General features: G+C 75.1%; 15 protein-coding genes. 4 read left to right on the top strand and 11 right to left on the bottom strand.

The features are described from left to right. Positions 1 to 173: 173 nt before the first annotated feature. Both ACI79K_RS06635 and ACI79K_RS06630 read right to left on the bottom strand, forming a co-directional pair. Complete coding sequence (locus ACI79K_RS06635) at positions 174 to 923, bottom strand: alpha/beta fold hydrolase (protein WP_456587912.1); 750 nt, start codon at positions 921 to 923, stop codon at positions 174 to 176. Positions 924 to 1,040: 117 nt separating this feature from the next. Continuing rightward, on the bottom strand, positions 1,041 to 2,003 hold the full coding sequence (locus tag ACI79K_RS06630; protein WP_456595599.1) for an alpha/beta hydrolase: 963 nt from the start codon (positions 2,001 to 2,003) through the stop codon (positions 1,041 to 1,043). A gap of 229 nt (positions 2,004 to 2,232) precedes the next feature. Between ACI79K_RS06630 and ACI79K_RS06625 the strand changes: the two genes are divergently transcribed. Then, positions 2,233 to 4,992 carry an AAA family ATPase gene (locus ACI79K_RS06625; RefSeq protein ID WP_456599292.1) on the top strand — a complete coding sequence of 920 codons (2,760 nt, stop codon included), beginning with the start codon at positions 2,233 to 2,235 and terminating at the stop codon, positions 4,990 to 4,992. Here the strand turns inward: ACI79K_RS06625 and ACI79K_RS06620 are convergent. The 8 genes from ACI79K_RS06620 to ACI79K_RS06585 all read right to left on the bottom strand — a co-directional run bounded on the left by ACI79K_RS06620 (position 4,985) and on the right by ACI79K_RS06585 (position 13,058). Then, positions 4,985 to 5,704 carry a hypothetical protein gene (locus tag ACI79K_RS06620; protein ID WP_456599291.1) on the bottom strand — a complete coding sequence of 240 codons (720 nt, stop codon included), beginning with the start codon at positions 5,702 to 5,704 and terminating at the stop codon, positions 4,985 to 4,987. The two genes, ACI79K_RS06625 and ACI79K_RS06620, sit on opposite strands and share 8 nt — an antisense overlap. Continuing rightward, positions 5,697 to 5,864 carry a hypothetical protein gene (locus ACI79K_RS06615; protein ID WP_456599290.1) on the bottom strand — a complete coding sequence of 56 codons (168 nt, stop codon included), beginning with the start codon at positions 5,862 to 5,864 and terminating at the stop codon, positions 5,697 to 5,699. Before ACI79K_RS06615 ends, ACI79K_RS06620 begins: the two co-directional genes overlap by 8 nt. A 103-nt stretch (positions 5,865 to 5,967) precedes the next feature. Next, a complete protein-coding gene (locus ACI79K_RS06610) occupies positions 5,968 to 8,724 on the bottom strand; it encodes a helix-turn-helix transcriptional regulator (RefSeq protein ID WP_456599289.1) in 2,757 nt (918 codons plus the stop codon). 206 nt (positions 8,725 to 8,930) lie between these two features. Beyond that, positions 8,931 to 9,284, bottom strand: coding sequence for a nuclear transport factor 2 family protein (locus ACI79K_RS06605; protein ID WP_456587918.1), 354 nt, complete (start codon positions 9,282 to 9,284; stop codon positions 8,931 to 8,933). A gap of 349 nt (positions 9,285 to 9,633) precedes the next feature. Next, positions 9,634 to 10,593 (bottom strand): VanZ family protein, encoded by a 960-nt coding sequence (locus ACI79K_RS06600; protein WP_456599322.1) that lies wholly within the window; start codon positions 10,591 to 10,593, stop codon positions 9,634 to 9,636. Positions 10,594 to 11,078: 485 nt separating this feature from the next. Further along, a complete protein-coding gene (locus ACI79K_RS06595) occupies positions 11,079 to 11,729 on the bottom strand; it encodes a trimeric intracellular cation channel family protein (protein WP_456599288.1) in 651 nt (216 codons plus the stop codon). A gap of 288 nt (positions 11,730 to 12,017) precedes the next feature. Then, positions 12,018 to 12,206, bottom strand: a complete 189-nt coding sequence (locus tag ACI79K_RS06590) for a hypothetical protein (protein ID WP_456587920.1) — start codon at positions 12,204 to 12,206, stop codon at positions 12,018 to 12,020. A 498-nt stretch (positions 12,207 to 12,704) separates the two neighbouring features. Next, a complete protein-coding gene (locus ACI79K_RS06585; RefSeq protein ID WP_456599287.1) occupies positions 12,705 to 13,058 on the bottom strand; it encodes a nuclear transport factor 2 family protein in 354 nt (117 codons plus the stop codon). 78 nt (positions 13,059 to 13,136) lie between these two features. Between ACI79K_RS06585 and ACI79K_RS06580 the strand changes: the two genes are divergently transcribed. Both ACI79K_RS06580 and ACI79K_RS06575 read left to right on the top strand, forming a co-directional pair. Further along, on the top strand, positions 13,137 to 13,934 hold the full coding sequence (locus ACI79K_RS06580; RefSeq protein ID WP_456599286.1) for a MerR family transcriptional regulator: 798 nt from the start codon (positions 13,137 to 13,139) through the stop codon (positions 13,932 to 13,934). Positions 13,935 to 14,022: 88 nt separating this feature from the next. Next, positions 14,023 to 16,590, top strand: a complete 2,568-nt coding sequence (locus ACI79K_RS06575) for an ATP-binding protein (RefSeq protein ID WP_456599285.1) — start codon at positions 14,023 to 14,025, stop codon at positions 16,588 to 16,590. Between the two features lie 509 nt (positions 16,591 to 17,099). Here the strand turns inward: ACI79K_RS06575 and ACI79K_RS06570 are convergent. Continuing rightward, positions 17,100 to 18,323, bottom strand: coding sequence for a flagellin N-terminal helical domain-containing protein (locus ACI79K_RS06570; RefSeq protein ID WP_456587924.1), 1,224 nt, complete (start codon positions 18,321 to 18,323; stop codon positions 17,100 to 17,102). A 470-nt stretch (positions 18,324 to 18,793) separates the two neighbouring features. Here ACI79K_RS06570 and ACI79K_RS06565 point away from each other — a divergent pair, with 470 nt between their 5' ends. Then, a complete protein-coding gene (locus tag ACI79K_RS06565) occupies positions 18,794 to 19,912 on the top strand; it encodes a ScyD/ScyE family protein (protein WP_456599284.1) in 1,119 nt (372 codons plus the stop codon). Positions 19,913 to 20,007 lie beyond the last annotated feature (95 nt).

Here is a 20,007-nt window from a genome sequence, read left to right as displayed (position 1 = left end):
GCCGCAGCAACCGCCGACCGCCCGGCCCTCGACTCGACCCCGATCGCCCGGTTCCGCACCAGATGCCGATCAGGTCGAACGCGTGCATCTCCGGCACCCGATCCTGCGGGGGCCCGCCCCGCCCTCTCCCGTCTCGACGACGGGGCGGGCCCGGTGTCACAGGCGCCGTCCGGTCAGCCGGCCGTGGCGCGGGCGGCCTCGTCGATCAGCCGGGCAACAGCGCCGGGCTGGGAGACCGTCACGGCGTGGGAGGCGTCGATCTCGACGTTCGTCGCCTGGGCACGCTCGCCCATGAACTGCTGCGACTCGGCCGGGACGGCGAGGTCCTGGCGCGTGATCAGGTTCCAGGAGGGGATGGTCTTCCACGCGGCCTTCGTCGCCTTCCCCTCGAGCGCGTCGGCGACGATGGGACGCTGGGTGACCGCCATCAGCGCGGCGACGTCCTCCGGCACGTCCGCGGCGAAGACCGCCCGGAACTTCTCCTGCTCGATGTAGAGGTCGTCCACAGGCTGCCCGTCGGGACCGGTGACGGACACCGGGCGCAGGGCCGGCCCGAGCTCGTTGCCGGGGAACTTCCCGGCCAGCTCACCGGTGCTCTCGCCCTCCTCCAGGAGGAAGCTGGCGACGAACACCAGCGCCTTCACCTTCGGATTGCCGTCGGCCGCCTCGCTCATCACGCTGCCGCCGTAGGAGTGGCCCGCGAGGACGATCGGCCCGTCCACGTCGTCGAGGACACTGCGCACGAAGTCGGCGTCGCGGTGCAGGTCTCGGAGCGGGTTGGCCACCCCGACCACGGGATAGCCGTCGGCCTTGAGCTGGGTGATCACGCCGTTCCAGCTGGACGAGTCGGCGAAGGCCCCGTGGACGAGCACCACGGTGGGCTTGCTCGGGTCCGTGCGGGCCTCGAGGGTGCTGGTGGTCATCGTTCTCTTCCTCTCGGTGGACAGCGGCCCCGGTGCATCGGATCCGACGTCGCGGCGCTGGTGGAGCGAACGTAGGAAGCGCGGCGGCTGCTTCGCGTACGTCGATCGACTGTTCGTTCACTTGCCGAAGGCCGCCCGGAGCATCGCGATCGACTGCCCGATGGCGGCGCGTGCGCCGAGGGTCTGGCTGACCGGGTCGAGCATCATGAAGTCGTGGTGCACCCCGTCGTAGCGGACCGTGGTCACCGGGACGCCGGCCGAGCGCAGCGCGGCGGCATAGGCCTCGCCCTCGTCGCGCAGGACGTCGGCCTCGGCCACCAGGAGGAACGCCGGCGGAAGACCCGCGAGCTGCTCCGGGGTGGCCCGCAGTGGCGACGCGGTGACCTGGGCCCGCTGGGCGGGGTCGGTGGTGTAGGCGTCCCAGAACCACTCCATGGCCTTCGCCCTCAGGAACGGCCCCTCGGCGAACCGGACGTAGGAGGGGGTGTCCATCGCGGCGTCGGTGACCGGGTAGTACAGCGACTGGTGCACGAAGGAGACGTCACCGCGGTCCTTGGCCATCAGGGTGAGGGCCGCGGTCATGTTGCCGCCCACCGAATCGCCGGCGACGGCCAGCCGGGTGGCGTCCAGACCGTGCTCGGCGCCCTGCTCGGTGATCCACCGAGCCGTGGCGTAGCCCTGCTCGATGGCCACCGGGTACCTCGCCTCCGGTGACCGGCTGTACTCGACGAACACCACGGCGGCGTCGGCGCCGACGGCCAGCTCTCGGACCAGCCTGTCGTGCGTTCCCGCATTGCCGAGAACCCATCCGCCGCCGTGCATGTAGAGGAGCACGGGGAGCTGCCCGGACGCTCCGGCGGGCCGCACGATCCGGACCGGCACGTCGCCGACGTCGGCCGGGACGGTGATCCAGTGCTCGTCCACCGGGAGCTTCTCGACGGCGCCGGACTGGATGTCGTCGAGGACCTTCCGAGCCGACTCGGGGCCGAGGTCGTACAGGTAGGGCGGGTTGGCGGTGGCGTCGGCGAGCTGCTGGAACTCCGGCTCGAGGACGACGGGCGGGGTCTGCTGAGTGGTCATGGATCGGTCCTTCCGGTCGGGACGGCGCGTGCTGCGCCGTCGGACGGCCAGACGCTGGCACCTCTCCCCCGCCCCCCGGCATCCGTCGATCGACTGCGCTTCCGGACTGCCCCGCCACGTCCCCGGAGCGGTCCGGTAGCCCGGCCGGCCCCACCGGGCCCGAACCTGGACTACCGTGCACCCGCCGGGGCCGACGGCGTGGCCGTGCTCGGAGCAGGAGGGACCGGCGGTGCTGATCGGGCGGGAGTCGGAGCTCGCCGTGCTGCGCGAGGCGGTCCGCACGGCGACCACCACGGGTCTCGCGCTGGTCGTCGAGGGCGACGCCGGCCTGGGCAAGACGGCGCTGGCCGCGGCCGCGACCGAGATGGCCCGGTCGGCCGGCTTCCGGGAGCTCCGGTGCTCGGGTGTCCTGGGCGAGGCGTCCCTGGGGTTCGCCGCCCTGCACGAGCTGCTCCACCCGGCGCTGCACCGGGTCGGCGCCCTGCCCGCGCGCCAGCGGGCCGCGCTGCTGACGGCGTTCGGGCTGGAGGAAGGACCGGCGCCCGACCCCCTCCTCCTCTCCCTCGCCGTGCTCCGCCTGATGGAGGAGGTGGTCGCCACCGGGCCCGCCCTCGTCGTGGTCGAGGACCTGCACCACGTCGACCAGTCCAGCATCGACGTGCTCGTCTTCCTCGCCCGCAGGCTGGCCGACCTACCGCTGCTGCTCCTCGCAACGGTGCGGAGCCGCCCCGATGCGCCGGTCCCCCCGGCGGACTTCCCGGGCCGTCGGCTCACCCTGGCTCCGCTCACCGAGGCGGAGTCCCAACGGCTGCTCGAGGCCGTCGCCCCGCAGTTGGCCCCGGGCATGCGCGAGGCGGTCGTCGCAGTGGCCGGCGGGAACCCGCTCGCGCTCACCGAGCTGGCGACCGCGCCCGGCGCCGTCCGGCCGGCCGCGGCGCCCGCGCTGCCCGATCAGCTGCCGACCACGGCACGGATGAAGCAGGCGTTCCTCGAGTCCTTCGACCAGCTGCCGGCCGCCAGCCGGCAGTTCCTGCTCGTGGCAGCGGCGGACGGCGGGAACGTGCCGCTGTTCCGCGTCGTGGCCGCCGCGGGCGGCTTCGACGAGGCGGTCGCGCTGCTCCGGCCGGTCGAGAGCGCGGGCCTGGGGGCGGTGACCGGCGGTCACTTCTCCTTCCGGCACCCCCTCATCGGCTCGGCCGTCTACGGTGCCGCGACGTCGGCGGAGCGCGCCGCGGCGCACCACCTGCTGGCCGGGCTGGCGGACGACCCCGAGCGCGTCGCGTGGCACCGCGCGGAGGCCAGCTACGGCCCGGACGAGTCGGTCGCGGCAGGACTGGAGGCCGCGGCGGCACGCGCACTCCAGCGCGGTGCCCGGTGGGAGGCGTTCGCCGCCCAGCGCCGGGCCGCCGCCCTCTCCCCCGCTCTCGGGAACCGGGTCCGCCGGCTCGTCTCCGCCGCGGAGTCGGCCCGGCGTGCGGGCCTGACCCGGGAGTCGGTCGATGCCCTGCGGGAAGCCATGCCGCTCGCCGACGAGGGGAACGCCGTCCGGGAGCTCGCCTTGGCCGAGTGGACACTCAGCAGCGGGACCGACCTGGTGGTCGGCCGGTCCCCGGATGAGCTGGTGGCGGTGGCCGGACGCCTGGGCGGGCCGTCGGGCCGTGACCATCCCGAGGCCCGTGTCCAGCTCCTCGCCGCGGCAGCCACGCGAACCTGGGAGCTGGCGGCGCCCGAGACCACCCGCGCGGCGGTCCGCGGAGGGCTGGAGACCCTGGACGACACTCCGCACCCCCTGAAGACGGTCGGCCTTGCGCTGCTCGATCCGTCCACCCGCGCCGCGGAGTCCCGATCCGCCCCGCTGGAGCTGCTGGACGTCGTCCGGACCCGGTACCCGTGGGCGCTCGCGAGCCTCGCAGCGATGGCGGAGGCGCTGCACGACGTGCCGGCGGCCCAGGCGGTCTGGGACGCCGGTTGCCACCTGCACGCCCCGGCGGAGGCGCCGGGGGACGCGGCATCGTTCCTGTGCGGCCGGGCAGCGATCCGGGTGCTGAGCGGGCAGTTGGTCGACGCGCTGGCCGACGCCGAACCGGCAGCCCGGACGGCGCTGGACTCCGAGCTGCCGTTGCTGGCCGCCGCCGCCGAGGTCGTGGCCGCACGGGTCCACGCCTGGCGCGGTGCGGACGCCGCAGCGCAGGCGGCCCTGCGCCGGCACCGGGAGCTGGCCGGATCGCACCGCACCGCCGTGGTGAGCGCCCGGGCGCACTGGGCCGCCGGGCTCGTGGCGATGAACCAGCGCCGTTACCGGGCCGCGCAGCAGGAGTTCGCGCTCGTCGGGCAGCACCCCACGACCGCCGCGTGGGCGGTGGCGGACCTGGCAGAGGCAGCCGTGCGTGCCGGCCGCGGTGACTCGGCGGCCGCCGTGGTCGCCGACGCCGAGCGCCGGGCCCGCTCCGTCGACTCCCCGTCGCTGTGGTCCCTCGTGCACCGAGCGAGGGCACTGCTCTCCGTCGGCGAGGAGGCCGGGGAGGCCTACGCGGTCGCGGTCGCGGCCGGCCTCGGCAGTGACGCGCCGCTGGAGCTGGCCCGCACCCGGCTGGTCTACGGCGAGTGGTTGCGCCGTCAGCGGCGGATCGCGGCCGCGCGGGAGCAGCTCGCCGCCGCACTGGAGACGCTGACCGCCGCCGGCGCCAGCCCCTGGGCCGACGCCGCCGCGGCCGAGCTGCGGGCTGCCGGCGGCACCCCCGACGCGGCGCCGCGCCGAGGGGCACCCCTGACCGGGCTCACCACGCAGGAGCGGCGGATCGCCGAGCTGGCTGCCGAAGGCCTGACCAACCGCGAGATCGCCGCGCGCACAGCCCTCTCCCCCCGCACCGTGGCGACCCACCTGGCCCGCGTGTTCCCGAAGCTGGGCATCGCCTACCGGGCCCAGCTCCGCGACGCCCTGCGGGCACAGGCGGGCGGTCGAGGACCGGCGGCGCCGCCGGTCAGGTGACGGTGACCTCGGCCAGGTCCACCGAGACGAGGACCGGACCGGGCACCGCGCGGTCCGCGGCGTCCCTGCCGTGCACGACCCGCCGGGTCGGGACGACCAGCCCGGAGTACTCGCGGTGCTCGCTCACCACGTCGGCGCCGGGCAGGCCGCCGGCCACGTCGATGCTGTAGTCCCGGCGGCGGATCAGCCCGTCGCCGTCGACGTACAGCACCTGCTCGCGGCTGTGCGTGGCCATGGTGACCGGATAGGTGACCAGCAACCGGCGCAGCCGCCGGCCGCCCTCGGTCCACGGATCGATCTCCACCGTGCGCACCCCGGGGAAGGTCAGGTGCCACGGCTCGGTGAGCCAGGTCCACATCGCGTACCCGCCGACGTAGGCCTGCTGCAACGCCGTCCACGGCGTCGTGAACCCGTGGCCGGTGAACGACGCCCGAGGGTCCTGCAGGGACTCGAGGGTCCGGCCGCCCTCGCTCTCGACGTGGACCCGGCCCGGGGTGACGACCGTGCGCTGCCCCGGCCCGGGGAACTGGGCGTACGAGGCGCGCTCCCGGTGCAGGTCCACGGACACCTCCACGTCGGCCAGCGCGTCGGGCTGCCCCTTGACGGCGCCGAGCCGTCCGCCGGTGCGCTGCCGCCCGGTGATCCGCTGCGCCGCCCGCCAGCGGTCCAGTCCGCCGTGCGCTGCGAGGAGCAGCTCGAGGAGGTCACTCATGGTCGTCGTCGTCCGGGGGTGGGGCCGGCCGGCTCCCGGCGGGGCGGCTTCTCGCGGCATCGAGGCGGAGCCGGGCTCGGACGCCGTCCTCGCGGCGCTGCCTGGCCTCGGTGGCCAGCTGGCGCATCGCGACCACCCAGGCGGGCTCACGATCGTCCACGGCGCCCTCCCCTGCGGTCTCGACGGATGCGGCACCGACGCTAGGGAGCACCGGCCGGGTGCCACATCCGTACGATGACCGCTCCCGCCGGCCGGGGGCGGGATCAGTCCCCGACCGGACCCAGGACGTCGCGGAGCTGGGCCCGGCTGGTGATCCCCACCTTCGGGTAGATGCGGTAGAGGTGCGCCCCGATCGTCCGGTGCGAGAGGTAGACCCGGTCGGCGATCCCCTTGTTGGTCAGACCGCTGGCGGCCAGGCGGGCGATCTGGAGTTCCTGCGGCGTGAGCACCTGGGCCGGGTCGATCCTGGCCGAGGGCGTGCTGCGGCTGGGGACCACCCCCGCCGCGCGCAGCTCCGCGGCCGCCAGCTCCGCCCAGGGCGCCGCGCCCTCGGTGTCGAACACGTGCAGCGCCTCCGCGAGGTGGCCACGAGCCGCCACCACCTGACCGTGCCGGCGGAGCCACTCGCCCCACGCCAGCCGGCTGCGGGCGAGTTCCAGCGGCGAGCCCGCCCGCTGGCCGGTCTCGACCGCGGCCTCGAAGCGCTCCGCGGCCTCCGCGCCGGGAGCCAGCAGCGCACGGCTGCGGTGCACCAGGGCCTGGAGGTGCGTCGAGCGCAGCGCCGCGGCCACGCGCTCGGCCTCGGCGACGACCGGTTCGATCGTGGAGGCGGCACCGGAACGGACGGCGGCCTCGGTCAGGTCCCCCAAGGCCAGCAGCGCGGTGCTGGGGTGGACCGACACGTCGCGCAGCGCCGGCAGCGCCTCCTCGTACCGGCGGCGGCCGAGAGCTCCCAGCCCGGCCGCCCAGGCGACCAGCGCGCGGACCAGCGCCGAGGGCTGCTCGCCCGAGAGCTCTAGGGCGCGGGCGCGGGCGCGGGCCGCTGCCTCGTCCGCGCCCGACCAGGCATGCCCCCGCGCGGCGGCGGCCGCCGCGAGGCCGGCCAGGACCGGCAGGTCGAGTTCCCCGGCCAGCTGTTCTCCGTGCGCCGAGTCGGCGAGCCCTTCGGCGAGTCGGCCGCTCGCCAGCCGCAGAGCACCGCGCCCGGTGAAGACCTGCGCCTCGTCGCTGAGCACACCCGTGCCGCCGCGGAAGAACATGGCGCCGAGGTCCCACAGGCTGGAGGCCGCCGCGAAGTCCTGGATCGCCTCGGCCATGCGCGCGGCCGCGAGCACCAGTTCGCTGCTGCCGGGGTGGTTCTCGGTGCGGTCGGTGTAGGCGTAGTCGGAGACGAAGCCGGTGAGTCCGGGCAGCGCCGCACGGGCGCGGGCCGCGTGGGCGGCGGGGTCCACGAGGGCCAGCCCGATGGCGACCATGGGGTCCCGACCTCCCGAGTCGACCGCGCTCAGGGCGTCGGCGAGCCGGTTCCTCGCCGGCTCGTCCACCCCCTGGATCCAAGCCAACGCCGCGGCCCCGACCAGCACCTGCGCTCGCTGCCTCGGGTGCTCGTCGCCCCTGCTGCCCGCCAGCCCCTCCGCCAGCGCGACAGCTTCCCCGGCGGTGCGGACGGGCGTGCCCGCCGTGACGCCGAGCATGACCTCGGTGGAGGCGACCGTGGCGACGACGTCCGCGCCGGTCGCGAGGGGCAGCGCCTCCTCCAGCAGCTGGACGGCGTCGCACGCCCGGCCGCCCTGGCGGGCGGCGACGGCCGCCGCGATCAGCCGACGCGCCCGGGCCTCGGTCTCCGCCGAGAGCGCCGCGGCGCGGCGCAGCGTGACGACGGCGTCGGGCCGTGCCCCCCGCTGCAGGGACCGCCGAGCCGCCGCCTCCAGCTCGGCGGCGATCGTCTCGTCCGGCGCGAAGGCGAGCGCCGCGCGGTGCCAGGCCGCGGCGCCCGGGTCCGGCGTCGCCGCCGCCAGCGCTGCGTGGGCCGCCGCGCGGTCGGACCAGGTTGCCGCTCCACGGACGGCCGAGCGGAGCAGCGGATGGCGGAAGCGCACGCGGTCCCCTACCAGGGTGACAGCGCCGGCCTCCTCGGCCGGTGCCAGGTCCTCGGGCGTCAGGTCGAGCAGGCGCCCGGCGGCGATGAGCTCGGGCAGCGTCTCGACGTCCGCGACCGCGGCGAGGAGCACGAACCGACGGCTGGCCTCGGGCAGGGCGTCGACCCCGGCGAGGAGGGCCCGCTCGAGGCGTGCGGTGGTCGGCAGCGGGCCCGCCGGGGCCGGACCGCCGTCCCGGGCGCTCACGGCGGCGGCGAACTCGCGCACGGCCAGAGGGTTCCCGGCGGCCTCCGCGAGGATCTGCCGCCGGTCGTGCTCGCCGAGCCGGTGCGGGAGACCGTCCAGCAACAGGGCGGCCTCCTCCTCGTCGAGGGGGCCCAGGTGCAGCCGCGCGATCTGGGTGGAGGGCAGCGGGGTGGGGTCGCCGGACCCGGCGCGAACCGTCGCCACCATCAGGATCGGGGCGTTGCTGAGCCGGCGGGCGACGAACTCCAGGGCCTCGGCGCTGGACCTGTCCAGCCACTGCAGGTCCTCCATCACCACGAGCAGCCGCTGCCGGTGCGCGACCTCCTCCAGCAGCCCCAGGACGGCGAGGTGGATGAGCAGTCGGTCCGCGGGTCCGTCGGACTCCCCGAAGGCGGAGCGCAGGGCGGCCCGCTGGCGCCCCGGCAGTGCCGCGGCGTCGTCGAGCACCGGGCGGAGCAGTTCGTGCAGGCCGGCGAACCCGGCCGTCGCCTCGCTCTGCACCCCGGTGCAGCGCAGCTCGCGGAAGCCGGCGTGGCGGGCCTGCGCCGACAACGCCGCCACGAGGGTGGTCTTGCCGATACCGGCCTCGCCCGAGACGACGGCGGCCCGACCTCCGGCGGCCACCGAGTCCAGCATCGCCGTCAGCACGGCCAGCTGCTCGGTCCGTCCGATCACGATCCGCTCACCCCCGTGCACTCCCGGGCCTGCACATGCGATCTACGCACGCCGTGCCGTGGGCCGGCAATGCCGGTCTCCGCCCTCCTCCGCTCACGCGGTGTGGACCGCCCAGGCCGCAGAGGGCTCCGCCCGTGCCATTCCCGCCGCGGCCCCGTCGCGGCCGCGGCCTCCTCCGCGACGGTAGGGCAGGCCGGAGCCGGTCGTCAGGGTGCTATCACCAGCTCCGTGATGAGGTCGCCGTCCAGGACGAAGCGGTAGCGGAGGTCGACGACGCCACCGGGGAAGTCGCCCTCCAGGTGCTTGGTGGCGACCCAGTGCCCGTCGTCGGCGCGCTCCGCCCCGACGAGGGTGGTCGTGTACGTGAACTCGGCCCCGGCCCTGGACAGGAAGCCGCGGATCTCCTCGGTCCCACGGTAGGTCGTGCCGTCGTCGACGACCACGGCGGTGGGCGTGAAGGCGCGCAGCGCGCTGTCCACGTCGCGGGCGTCGTGCGCGGCGAGGTAACCGCGGATCGCGGCCGGGAGCTGATCGGGTCGGGTGCTGTTCGGATTGGCCATGCACCGACGGTGCGGTCTCCCGGCGCGGGATGGTCAAGGCTCGAAGTCTCCCCCGGGGAGAGGGTGCACGCGCGCCAGCTGTACCGCCCGGGCAGGTTGGTCGGCAGGTCACGGTGGGTGGCTTCCGATCGCGGTGTGGGGTCGCGGCGTTCTCGTGCCACGCCCGCTCCAGCAGCGACTCGGCGCTGACCCCCCGCCCCGCGGATGAGGGTCTTGTTCCGGTGGCGGTCGGCGACGATCCGCCGGGCGATGTCGTCCCCGGAGATGACGTGCGGCGGCGGATCAGGCGCCTCGGCGAGGCTGCCGGGCCGCGACCACGCGGGCCGGCTCGCGGGCGGGCGGCACCTGATCAGCCGCCGCTGGCGTCGGGAGCTGGCGCGGGGCACTCGCCGCCGCGCTCGACGGTGAGCTCGAAGTGCCACATCTCGTTGGCGTACGTCTGGCAGAGGCCGTAGTCCGCCCCGTGCTGAGCCAGCCAGCTCATCGCGTCCGTCGGGCCGATGTCGACCGCCCGGCCCGAAACGTGCTCGGACTCATCCGGGCCCAGGACGTACGCCCGGGCCGCCTCCGGGCTGCCGTAACGGGCGACCGCCGCCTCGAAGAGCGACTGCTGGTGGGCAGCGCTGCGCCATCCGCTGGAGACGTGGAGGTCCACCCCGTCGGCGGCCGCGTCCCGGGCGGCGTCCTGGAGGGCCGTGCGCAGCTCGCTGTCCAGGCCGGTGATGGCCGGGACGTCGGCGAACGGGGAGAGCTCCTCACCCTCGGGGACCAGCCCGTCGGCGACGGTCGGGGCTCCCCCGCCCGGTGCCGGCGCGTCGGCGGACCCGTCCGGTGCGGCTGCCGAGCACCCGGTGGTCCATGCCACGAGCACGGGAACGCAGACCAGCGCGGCGCGCGGCCCGCACCGTCGCCGTCGCCGCGCAGGTCGCGACCGGGCCGCCAGGTGCACCCGGACGAGCGCGACGCCGAGCACCGTGCCGACCGCGTTGGCGGCGACGTCGACCACGTCGGGGATGCGTCCGGGCAGTGCGACCTGCGCCAGCTCGATGAGCGCCGACGCCGCAGCCCCGAGGGCCAGCGGCAGCAGCGGCCCCCGGCGCCGGAGGACCCATGCAGCGAGCGCACCCACCGGGACGAACAGCAGCATGTTCGCCAGCACCTCGACCGGGCGCCGGGGAACGGTGTCCAGCCAGGGCGCGAACAGTGCCTCGACGCCGGCCAGCACGGTCCGGCGGGCACCAGCGACGGCCTCGGCCGGACCGAGCGTGATGCCCGCGACGGCGAGCACCACGGCGGCGGCCACGAGCACCAGCAAGCCTGGATGGCGCCCCCTCGGTCGGCCCGGAACCGGGGCCCGGGGCGTCGCGCCCGCTTCGCCGGCAGGTGGACGGTGGTGGCTGGTCGTCATGGTCGAACTCCTCTCCGCCGGGCTGGCCGGCGCGGGCTCGGTGCGGTTGGACGGACCCCAGTGCAGTCGGCCGGTTGTTGCCACGACGTCTCCGATTCGGCATACGCCCGCGATATGGGCGCGGCAGCTGCCGCCGACGTGCCGATGCCTGCGAACGCGCGCGCAACCGGTCCCGGTCATCGAGCGTCGGCGGGAGACCGGTCCGCGCCCTGCCCTGGGCGCCACCCGGCACGTCACGGCCCGGTTCCTCGGCGGGGCGCTGCTGCCGGCGCCGGGCGGGGACCTCCGCGCCCGGGACCGGCAGCGCGGTGACCGCCCGGTGGGGGCTTGGCCAACGGGCGGGTCCCCGTCGTACCGCTCGGCATCGCGGTAGTCCGCTCGTTGCGTCACGGAAGTGGCGGTCCGCCCACCGGGGAGGAGCCGACCGGGGACCGCCGCCCGCGCGCCCGCGGACCGCGCCAGTGGCGCTGCAGGGCGAGCACGCGGACGACGAAGATCGCGGCGGCGACCCCCGCGCCCAGCGCCGGGCCGTCGGCGTCGAACGTCGAGGCGACGCCGACGACGAGCGCCCCGACCACCGCCGGCACCGCGTAGAGCTCGGAGTCCGCCCGGAACAGCGCCGGGGTCTCACGGGCGAGGACGTCGCGGAGCACGCCGCCGCCCACGGCGGTCGTGACCCCGAGCAGGGCGGCCGCCACGGGCGCGAGGCCGTGGTCGAGCGCCTTCTCGGTCCCCGCGACGCAGAAGAGCCCCAGGCCCGCCGCGTCGAAGACGAGCAGCGGCCTGCTCAGCCGCGCGAGCCAGGGGTGGGCGACGGAGGTGACCGCAGCCGCCGCCAGGGCCACGACCAGGTACTGCCACCTGCTGAACGCCGGAGGCGGCGTGTCGCCGAGCACGAGGTCCCGGACGATCCCACCGCCCAGCGCGGTGACCACCGCCAGGATCGCGATGCCCACGGCGTCGTAGTCGCGGCTGATCGCCATCAGGGCGCCGGAGACCGCGAAGGCGAAGACGCCGATCAGGTCGAGGATCTGCATGTCGTCACCGACCTCCTGGCGGGTCCCGGTTGGTCAGGCCCTGCGCAGCGAGCTGCGGGACCAGCAGTTCCTGCGGGCTCAGCTGCTCGCGGGCCTCCGGGGTGCGCGGCCTGCTCTGCTCGCCCGCGGCGCGCAGCTCTCGGCGGGCCCGGTCGCCCCAGGCAGCGGCCCCCAGGGCGTCGGCTGGTCCGCGGCGCTGCCGGTGCGCGCGGGACTTTCGGGCAGAGGTCGGATCCGGAAGCCCCCGGCTCGGATGCGGTGGGGGGCGCCGGCCGCACATCCGGTGGATCACTGCCCCTTCTCGTCCCGCCCGAGGGGGTGCCGCCGTCGGGCGGCCCGGATACTTGCGGCCGAGAGGAGGCGGTCGTCGCCGTCGCGATGCTGCCGTCGCTCCGCGGCCAGCTGGCGGACGGCGATGAGCGAGGCCGGCTCCCTGCTCTGCGATGTCGTGGTCGGGTCGTCCCGGTCCGAGGTCATGTCGGGAACGCTCGCCGCGCGCCGGGGCACGCACATCCGTCAGATGACCGGTCGTCGGCCTGCGTACCCGGCACGCGAGGGCCGCCCCAGCACAGCCTTCGCCGTGGCTGGTCCAGCTGCGCTCGTCACCGGCCACCACGTCGAGAGCCGGCGTCGGGATCGCCACGAGGCCACGCCGCAGCCGGCCCCAGCGGCCGACCGGGAACCGCACCGAGCCCGGTCACATGACGGATGCGGAGTCCGCCCGCCCGGGTCGAGCATCGTCTCCCTCACCTCGTCCGACGGACCTCTCCGGTCCGCGGACCCCGACGGATTCGAGGAGGCCCCGCCATGGGCACGATCCCCACGGGTGACCGGGACACGCAGGGGGGCGTTTCTCCTGGCCCGCGGCGGTCGGCGCATCGCGCACGACCGGCGGGGCCACGGCCGCTCGACCTGGTCCGGCGACGTCCGGCACAGCCTGCCGAGCGCCGAGGAGTGACCGCCGGACCCCGGTCGTCACGGGGCGATGACGAGTTCGGTGATGCGGTCGCCGTCCATCGTGAAACGGTAGCCGAGATCGACGACGCCACCCGGGAAGTCGCCCTCCAGGTGGTTGACCGCGATCCAGTGCGCGCTGTCGACGCGCTGCGCACCGACGAGCGCGGTGGTGTACGTGAACTCGGCTCCGGCCTTGGTCAGGAAGCCGCGGATCTCCGCGGTCCCGCGGTAGGTGATGCCTTCGTCGACCACCACGGCGGTGGGCGTGAAGGCGCGCAGCGCGGCATCCGCGTCGCGGGCGTCGTGCGCGGCGAGGTAGCCGCGGATCGGAGCCGGGAGCTGGTCGGGCTGGATGCTGGTCGGTGGGGTCATGTCCCGACGGTGCGGCTTCCCGGACCGGGAGGGTCAAGCGCTGGACTCTCCCCCGGGGAGAGGGTGCACAGTGCACGCGTGCTGGCGATCGGTGAGTTCTCCCGGCTGACCCACCTGAGCGTGCGCACCCTGCGCCGGTACCACGACGCAGGCCTGCTGGAGCCGGCGACGGTGGACCCCGCGAGCGGCTACCGGTACTACACCGCGGACCAGATCCCGACCGCACAGGTCATCCACCGCCTGCGCGAGCTCGACGTCCCCCTGACCGACGTCCAGCGGATCCTGCGCTCCCCCGATCCGCGCACCCGCGCCCGCTTGATCGCCGACCACCTGGAGCGACTCGAGTCCGAGCTCGACCGGACCCGGGCCGCGGTGGCGTCGCTGCGCCGGCTGCTGCGTCCGGCGCCGGCCCCGCTGCAGGTGGAGTTGCGCTCGGTCGCGGCCACGACGGTGGCCGCCGTGGAGGACGAGGTGGCGCACGACGAGGTCCTCGCCTGGTACGCCGGGGCCATGGCCGAGCTGGACGCAGCGGTCGAGGGGCCGACCGGTGCCCCGGGCACCCTGAGCGACAACTCCCTGTTCGAGAGCGGCCGCGGCCACGTGCTCGTGTACCTGCCGACCCCTCACCCCCCGCACCGGGGCCGGGTGCACCCGGTGACCCTGCCGGCCGTCGAGCTCGCCGTCACCACCCACGTCGGCCCGCACGACGACATCGACGTCACCTACGGCGAACTGGGCGCCTGGGTGGTGGCCAACGCTCTGGCGGTGGCCGGGCCGGTGCGGGAGAGCTACCTGGTCGGCCCGCGCGACACGGCCGACCCGTCCGCGTGGCAGACGGAGATCGGCTGGCCGGTCTTCCGCGTGGCGCAGCGCTGATAGTCGCTGCCCATCCCTGATCCACGTTCCACGAGAGGCCTGCCCCATGCCGGGCATCCGGACACCAGACCAGCGGCTCCGCGTCTTCGTGAGCTCGACCCTGGGCGAGCTGGCGGCCGAGCGCCGAGCCGTCTCCCGCGCCATCGCTGCGCTGCGGCTCACCTCCGTGATGTTTGAGGCGGGCGCGCACGTGCGCCCGCCCGGCGAGGTGTACCGGGCCTACCTGGCGCAGAGCGACGTCTTCCTCGGCATCTACTGGGAGCGGTACGGCCAGCTCGTCCCGGGCCTGGACGTCTCCGGTCTGGAGGAGGAGTTCGAGCTCTCCCGTGGGATGCCGCGGCTGCTGTACCTGAAGACACCCGCTCCCGACCGCGATCCGCGCCTGGCACAGCTGGTCCGCCGAATCCAGCAGGAGGCGACCTACCGTCCGTTCCGGACCCCCGCCGAACTGGGCCGGCTGGTCCGTGACGACCTCGCCCAGCTGCTGAGCGAGCGGTTCACCGCCGCGGCGACGTCACCGGCTGCTCCGGTGGCGCCGGCCACGCGGTCAGGAGGCGCCGTCCCCCGGTCCCTCCTGACCCCCGACCCCCTCCCGGTCAGCACGACGTCGCTCGTCGGCCGGCAGCAGGCCGTCGAGGAGGTCGCGGACCTGCTCTCCCGTCCCGGCCGACGGTGGGTCACCCTCACCGGCCCGGGCGGGATCGGTAAGACCCGCCTGGCGCTGGCCACCGCCGAGCAGCTGCGCGAACGGTTCGACGCCGGCACCGTCTTCGTCCCGCTCGCGGAGCTGACCGACCCCGCCGCCGTCGTGGGGCGCATCGGCTGGGCACTGGGCGCCGACCTCGCCGGTGCGACCTCGCCGGTACCCGCCCTGGCCGACCTCCTCGGAAGCGACCGGTGGCTGCTCGTCCTCGACAACCTGGAGCGCCTGGTCGCAGCCGGCCCGGAACTGGCCGAGCTGCTGACCCGGTGCCCCCGCCTCGCGGTGCTCGCGACCAGCCGGACCGTCCTGGGGGTGCAGGCCGAGCAGGCGTACCCGGTTCCCCCGCTGCCGGTCCCGGAGGCGGCGGACCTGCCGCACCTGGCGGAGAACCCGGCGGTCCGGCTGTTCCTGGAGCGCGCCCGGGCGGTACGCCCGGACTTCGAGCTGACCGCGGAAGGCGCCCCGGCCGTCGTGGAGATCTGCCGCCGTCTGGAGGGCCTGCCCCTGGCCATCGAACTGGCCGCCGCCCGCATGCGGCTGCTCGACCCGGTCACCGTGCTGAGCCGGCTCTCCCGTTCCCTCGACACGCTGGGTACGGGCACGGCCGATCTCCCGAAGCGGCAGCGCACTCTCCGCGCGGCGGTGGAGTGGAGCATCGGCATGCTCGACGACGCCGAGCGGTCACTGCTCGAGGTGCTGGCGGTCTTCGCCGACGGCTGGACCCTCGCGGCCGCTGCCCACGTCGCCGGCCTCGACGAGGACCGGGCGCTGGACCTGACCGAGAGCCTGGCCCGCCACAGTCTCATCCACGTCGCCGCGAGGCCGACGGGGCCGAGACCCCGGATGCTGCACCCCGTGCGCGCCTTCGTCGCCGAACGGCTGGCGGCGCGTCCCGACGTCGACGAGGTGCGTCGCCGCCACGCCGAGCACTACCGCGAGCTCGCCGAGAGCGCCGATCGGCCGCTGCGCGGCTTCCGCCAGCGGGCGTGCGCCGAGATCCTCGTCCGGGAGAGCGACAACATCGCGACCGCGGTGCGCTGGCACCTCGCCCACGATCCGGCACCGCTCCCCCGCCTGTTCCGGGTTCTGTGGCCGTTCCGGGTCCTCTGGCCGTTCCTGGGCCTCGGGGACATGATCATCGGTGAGGCGCGCTCCTGGCTGGCCGAGCTGCTGCCGACCGAGGACGCCCTGCCGGCAGTGCCGCGCGCGGAGCTGCTGAGCACGGCCCTGCTCTCCGCCCTGGAGGTCGGAGACACGACGGCCGTCCGGGCGACCAGCGAGCGGCTGGCCGCGCTGCTCGGCGAGGTCGAGGACCCGTACCTGTCCGCCGTGTCGCCCCTGCTCCTCTCCTGGGCCGCGACGCTCGTCCGCGACCTGGACGGCGCCCGGCGGGGGTTGCGCACTGCCCTCGACCGGCTGCGCGCTCTCGACGAGCCGATGTGGACAGGGTTGGCGCTCGTGACCGCCGGATCCGTGGAGGCCGCCCTCGGCGATGCCGACGACGCCCAGGAGCTCGTCGCCGAGGCGCACGACCTGGCGGGTCGCTTCGACACCCCGTGGCTGGCTGCCGTCTCGCGGGTGGTCCTGGCCGGGCTCGCGACGGGCCGGGGCCACCTCGAGGAGGCCCGCGCCCTTCTGTCCGACGCGCTCGACCTCAGCGTGTCCGGGCAGAGCACGCACTGCCTCTGCCTGGCGCTGGCGGGTGCTTCCGCGTTGTCCCTCGCCGACGGGGACGCCGAGCGGGCCGGGCTGCTCGCCGGTGCGACCGACGGCCTGCGCCGTCGCGCAGGGCTGCGGGTGTACGCGTCGATGCGCGGGGACGGCGACCTGGCGGACGCCGTGCGCGCGGCAGCCGGATCTGCGCGGTTCGACGAGCTGTTCGCCGCAGGCGGCCGACTGGCCCTGGCGGAGGTGCTGGACCTCGCCCGCGACTACCTGCGTCCGGGCAGGTGACGCTCAGCCAACCGGTCGGAGCCGTGCGCGCATGTAGCGCGCGTCGCCCCTCGGACACAGGACCACTGGTTCACGCCAGCGCCGAACGTATCGGGCGCGCACGTCATGGGCGCCCTGCCTCGTCGTGTGCGGTGGTCACCGTTCGTCAGGATGACCAGGCCGTCATCATCGCGCGGTACACGTGGCCTCACGTCCTCCGATCCGGGGTCCGCGGCGCCTCGACGGCTGAGCGGTGGGCCGCGCGTCCAACCGCAAGCCGACGACCAAGGTGTGCTCTGCGCTAACCCCGAGCGGCGCCAACGGCCTGGCCCGCGCTCGGCGGGAAGTCATCGCGAATCTGGACGCATCCGTGGGCGCACATGGCGTGTCGCCCTTCGGCATCCGGCCCACGTCACGGTGCCCCAGGACGGGCTGACCGATGACCGATCGTCGATGAACACCCGCGCGCGCACGAAGCGTGGCGGCCGGGTGCGGCGACCATGAGGGCGTCCTCATCGTGCCCGCACCCGTCAGCCGAGCAGGCGGAGGACGAGCTCCGGTCGCCGGTTGGCCTGCGCCAGCATCGCCGCCCCGGCCTGGGCGAGGATCTGGCTACGGCTGAGCGAGATCGTCTCCACGGCCATGTCCGCATCCCGGATGCGTGACTCCGCGGCCGCGGCGCTCTCACCCGCCACGCTCAGCGCTCGGACGGTGTGCTCGAGCCGGTTCTCGTAGGCCCCGAGCTCGGCGCGGATCTCGGAGACCCGCCCGATGGCGCCGTCGACGGCTCGGATGACGGCGGCCATCCCGCCGTACACGTAGTACCGGGGGCTGAGCTCCTCCGCGTCGCCGACGGTCGAGCCGGGGCCGGGCGTGGCACCGGTGCTCGTCAGCCCCGTCGGTGTGGCGGTGAAGGCCCCGAAGTCCGGTCCGAGGGCCGCCTGCGCCGCGGCGTTGAGGGCGTCGAGGTACTCCTGCGCCGTCTCCGCACCGGTGTAGTCGACCGAGGAGAGCGAGAACGCCTGCCCGTCGTACCTCACCACGCCGGTCAGCGCGCGGAAGCTGGCCTGGTACTCCCCGGTGGCGTACTCGCCACCGACCAGCGTGAGCCTGCCGGCCGCCGGCGTCCCCTCCTCGTCCGAGACGGCCGGGGTGCCGGTCGACTGGACGCCGACCCAACCGTTCCCCCACTCGCCGGTCTCCGGATGCTGGTAGCGGGTGACGTGGGCCGTCGACAGACCCAGGTCGGTGGCGTCCATCCCTTGGCCCGGGGCCCCGAAGGTGATCCGCAGGGTGTCGCCCGGGGATGCGCCGACCTGCAGAAGGTGGTCGTAGTCGCCGTCGAGCAGCACCGTGCCGTTGAACGCGGTGGTGCGCGCGATGCGGTCGATGCCGGCCTTCAGCTGTTCGAACTCCGCCCCGATCGCCCGCGTCGGGAGCTCGCCCATGACTGCCGTGCTGGCCCCCTGCACCGCCAGGTCGCGCATGCGCTGCAACATCGCCGAGACCTCGGTCAGGGCGCCTTCTGCCGTCCGCACCACGCTGATGCCGTCCTGCGCGTTGCGCACCGCGTGCGCCGTACCGCGGGACTGTGCGCGCAGCCCCTCTGAGATGCCCAAGCCGGCCGCGTCGTCCGCGGCGCTGGTGATGCGCAGTCCGGAGGACAGCCGGCGGAGGCTCGTCGTCACGCCGTCGTCGGCCTGCCGGAGCAACCGGGATGCGTTGAGCGCGGCCACGTTCGTGGAGATCCGCATGGCTGCCCACCCCCTCCCGACGCGTCCCTCCGCGACGACGACGGAGCGGACGCAGTGATCATCGGCGGGGCGCGCGGGGTGTTGATCCGAACCAACGTTCCATCGCGACCACCGACGGGCCCGTAGTGCTCTCGTGCCCGGGTCCGGCTACGCCGCCGCGCGGGCACGCTCGACCGCGGCCCGGCGTCGTCGGGCACGAGGTCAGCGTTGACGTCCCGCGCCCCGTGCCGTGCGCCGGTGCTGGGCAGACGGACGTCGCCGCGACCCCGACGTCCGCCTGCACGGCGACCAGGACGGGGTGCCGCGCCCCGCAGGCACACGGCGATCTGCCGAACGGCACTGTGGCCAGCGCATTCTCCCCTCGCGCACGACGCAGCAACTGGTTGACGGCCCCGGGGCACCCTGCCAAGTTCGGCGCCACTCGCCGGGTCGTACCGGCGGCCGAGCTCCTCGACTCGCTAGAGGAGAAGATGAAACGTCTCGCGTGTGCAGCGGTCACCGCCGGTCTGGCGACCACGACGCTGATGATCAGTCCCGCCGCTGCCGCTCCGCCGGGCACGGCGCCGGTTCCGGTGGCGCGGCACCTGGACAACCCCCGACAGCTGGACATGACGGAGAACGGGATCCTCGTCATCGCGGAGTCCGGAACCGGCGGCGACGACTGTGCCGTCGTGGACGGGGACGAGGTGTGCGTCGGCACCACCGGGGCGGTCAGCATCGTGCGGCACCCGGGCAAGGCCGTCGGGGTCACCGCGGAGCGTGTGGTGACCGGGCTGCTGTCCGAGGCCGGTCCGTCCGGTATCGCCGCGACCGGTAACGACGCAGCGAGCGCGCGCTCCCTCGGTCAGATCTACATCGCAAAGGACGTCGATGTCCCGGACGGCATCACCGGGCTGCCGGAGGAGCAGGAGGGCAAGCTGCTGCGCGCGACGGCGGGCCGGCCGGCCTCGGTCGTCGCCGACATCCGTGCCTTCGAGGCGGCGCACGACCCGGACGGCCAGGGGGTCGAGTCGAACCCGTACGCGGTGCTCGACATCGGCGACCGGGTGCTGGTGGCCGACGCCGCCGGCAACGACATCCTCGCCGTGGACAGGCGCGGCAGGATCAGCGTGTTCGCCGTCCTGCCCACCATCACCGGTGGCGCCTGTGACACCCGGCCCAACCAGGACGGCAGCTTCTCCTGCGACCCGGTTCCGACATCGCTCACCTTCAGCCGGGACGGGGACATCATCGTGGGGGGCCTCGGGTCGCTGGTTTCGGAGGCCGGCCGGGTCTGGGAGCTGGACCGGCGGACCGGGTCGATCCAGCAGACCTGGACCGGCTTCACGGGCGTCACCGGTGCCGCACAGGACCCGGCAGGCAACCTGTACGTCAGCGAGCTGCGCGGCGGCGATGCCGGGACCGGCCAGGTGGTCCTGGTGCCGAGGACCGGCGCACGGGCCACGCTGCCCGCGCCGTCGCCGGCGGGCGTGGTCGCCGACCGGCTCGGGAACGTGTTCGTGGCGGTGAACTCGCTCTCCCCCGGCACGGGAACCGGTGCCCCGGACAGCGACGGGCAGGTCTGGCGGCTGACCAAGCGGTCGTTCTAGCGAACCCGGCCGAAGACGTCGATCCAGGCGTGTGACGGCACGGATCGACTGATCCTGTTCGGCGAGGACCTCCGGACGTGGACCGGAACCGGCGA

This window comes from Blastococcus sp. SYSU DS0616 (assembly GCF_054051015.1).
Note: the sequence above shows the minus strand (reverse complement) of the source record. Positions and strands in the feature narration are given on the sequence as shown.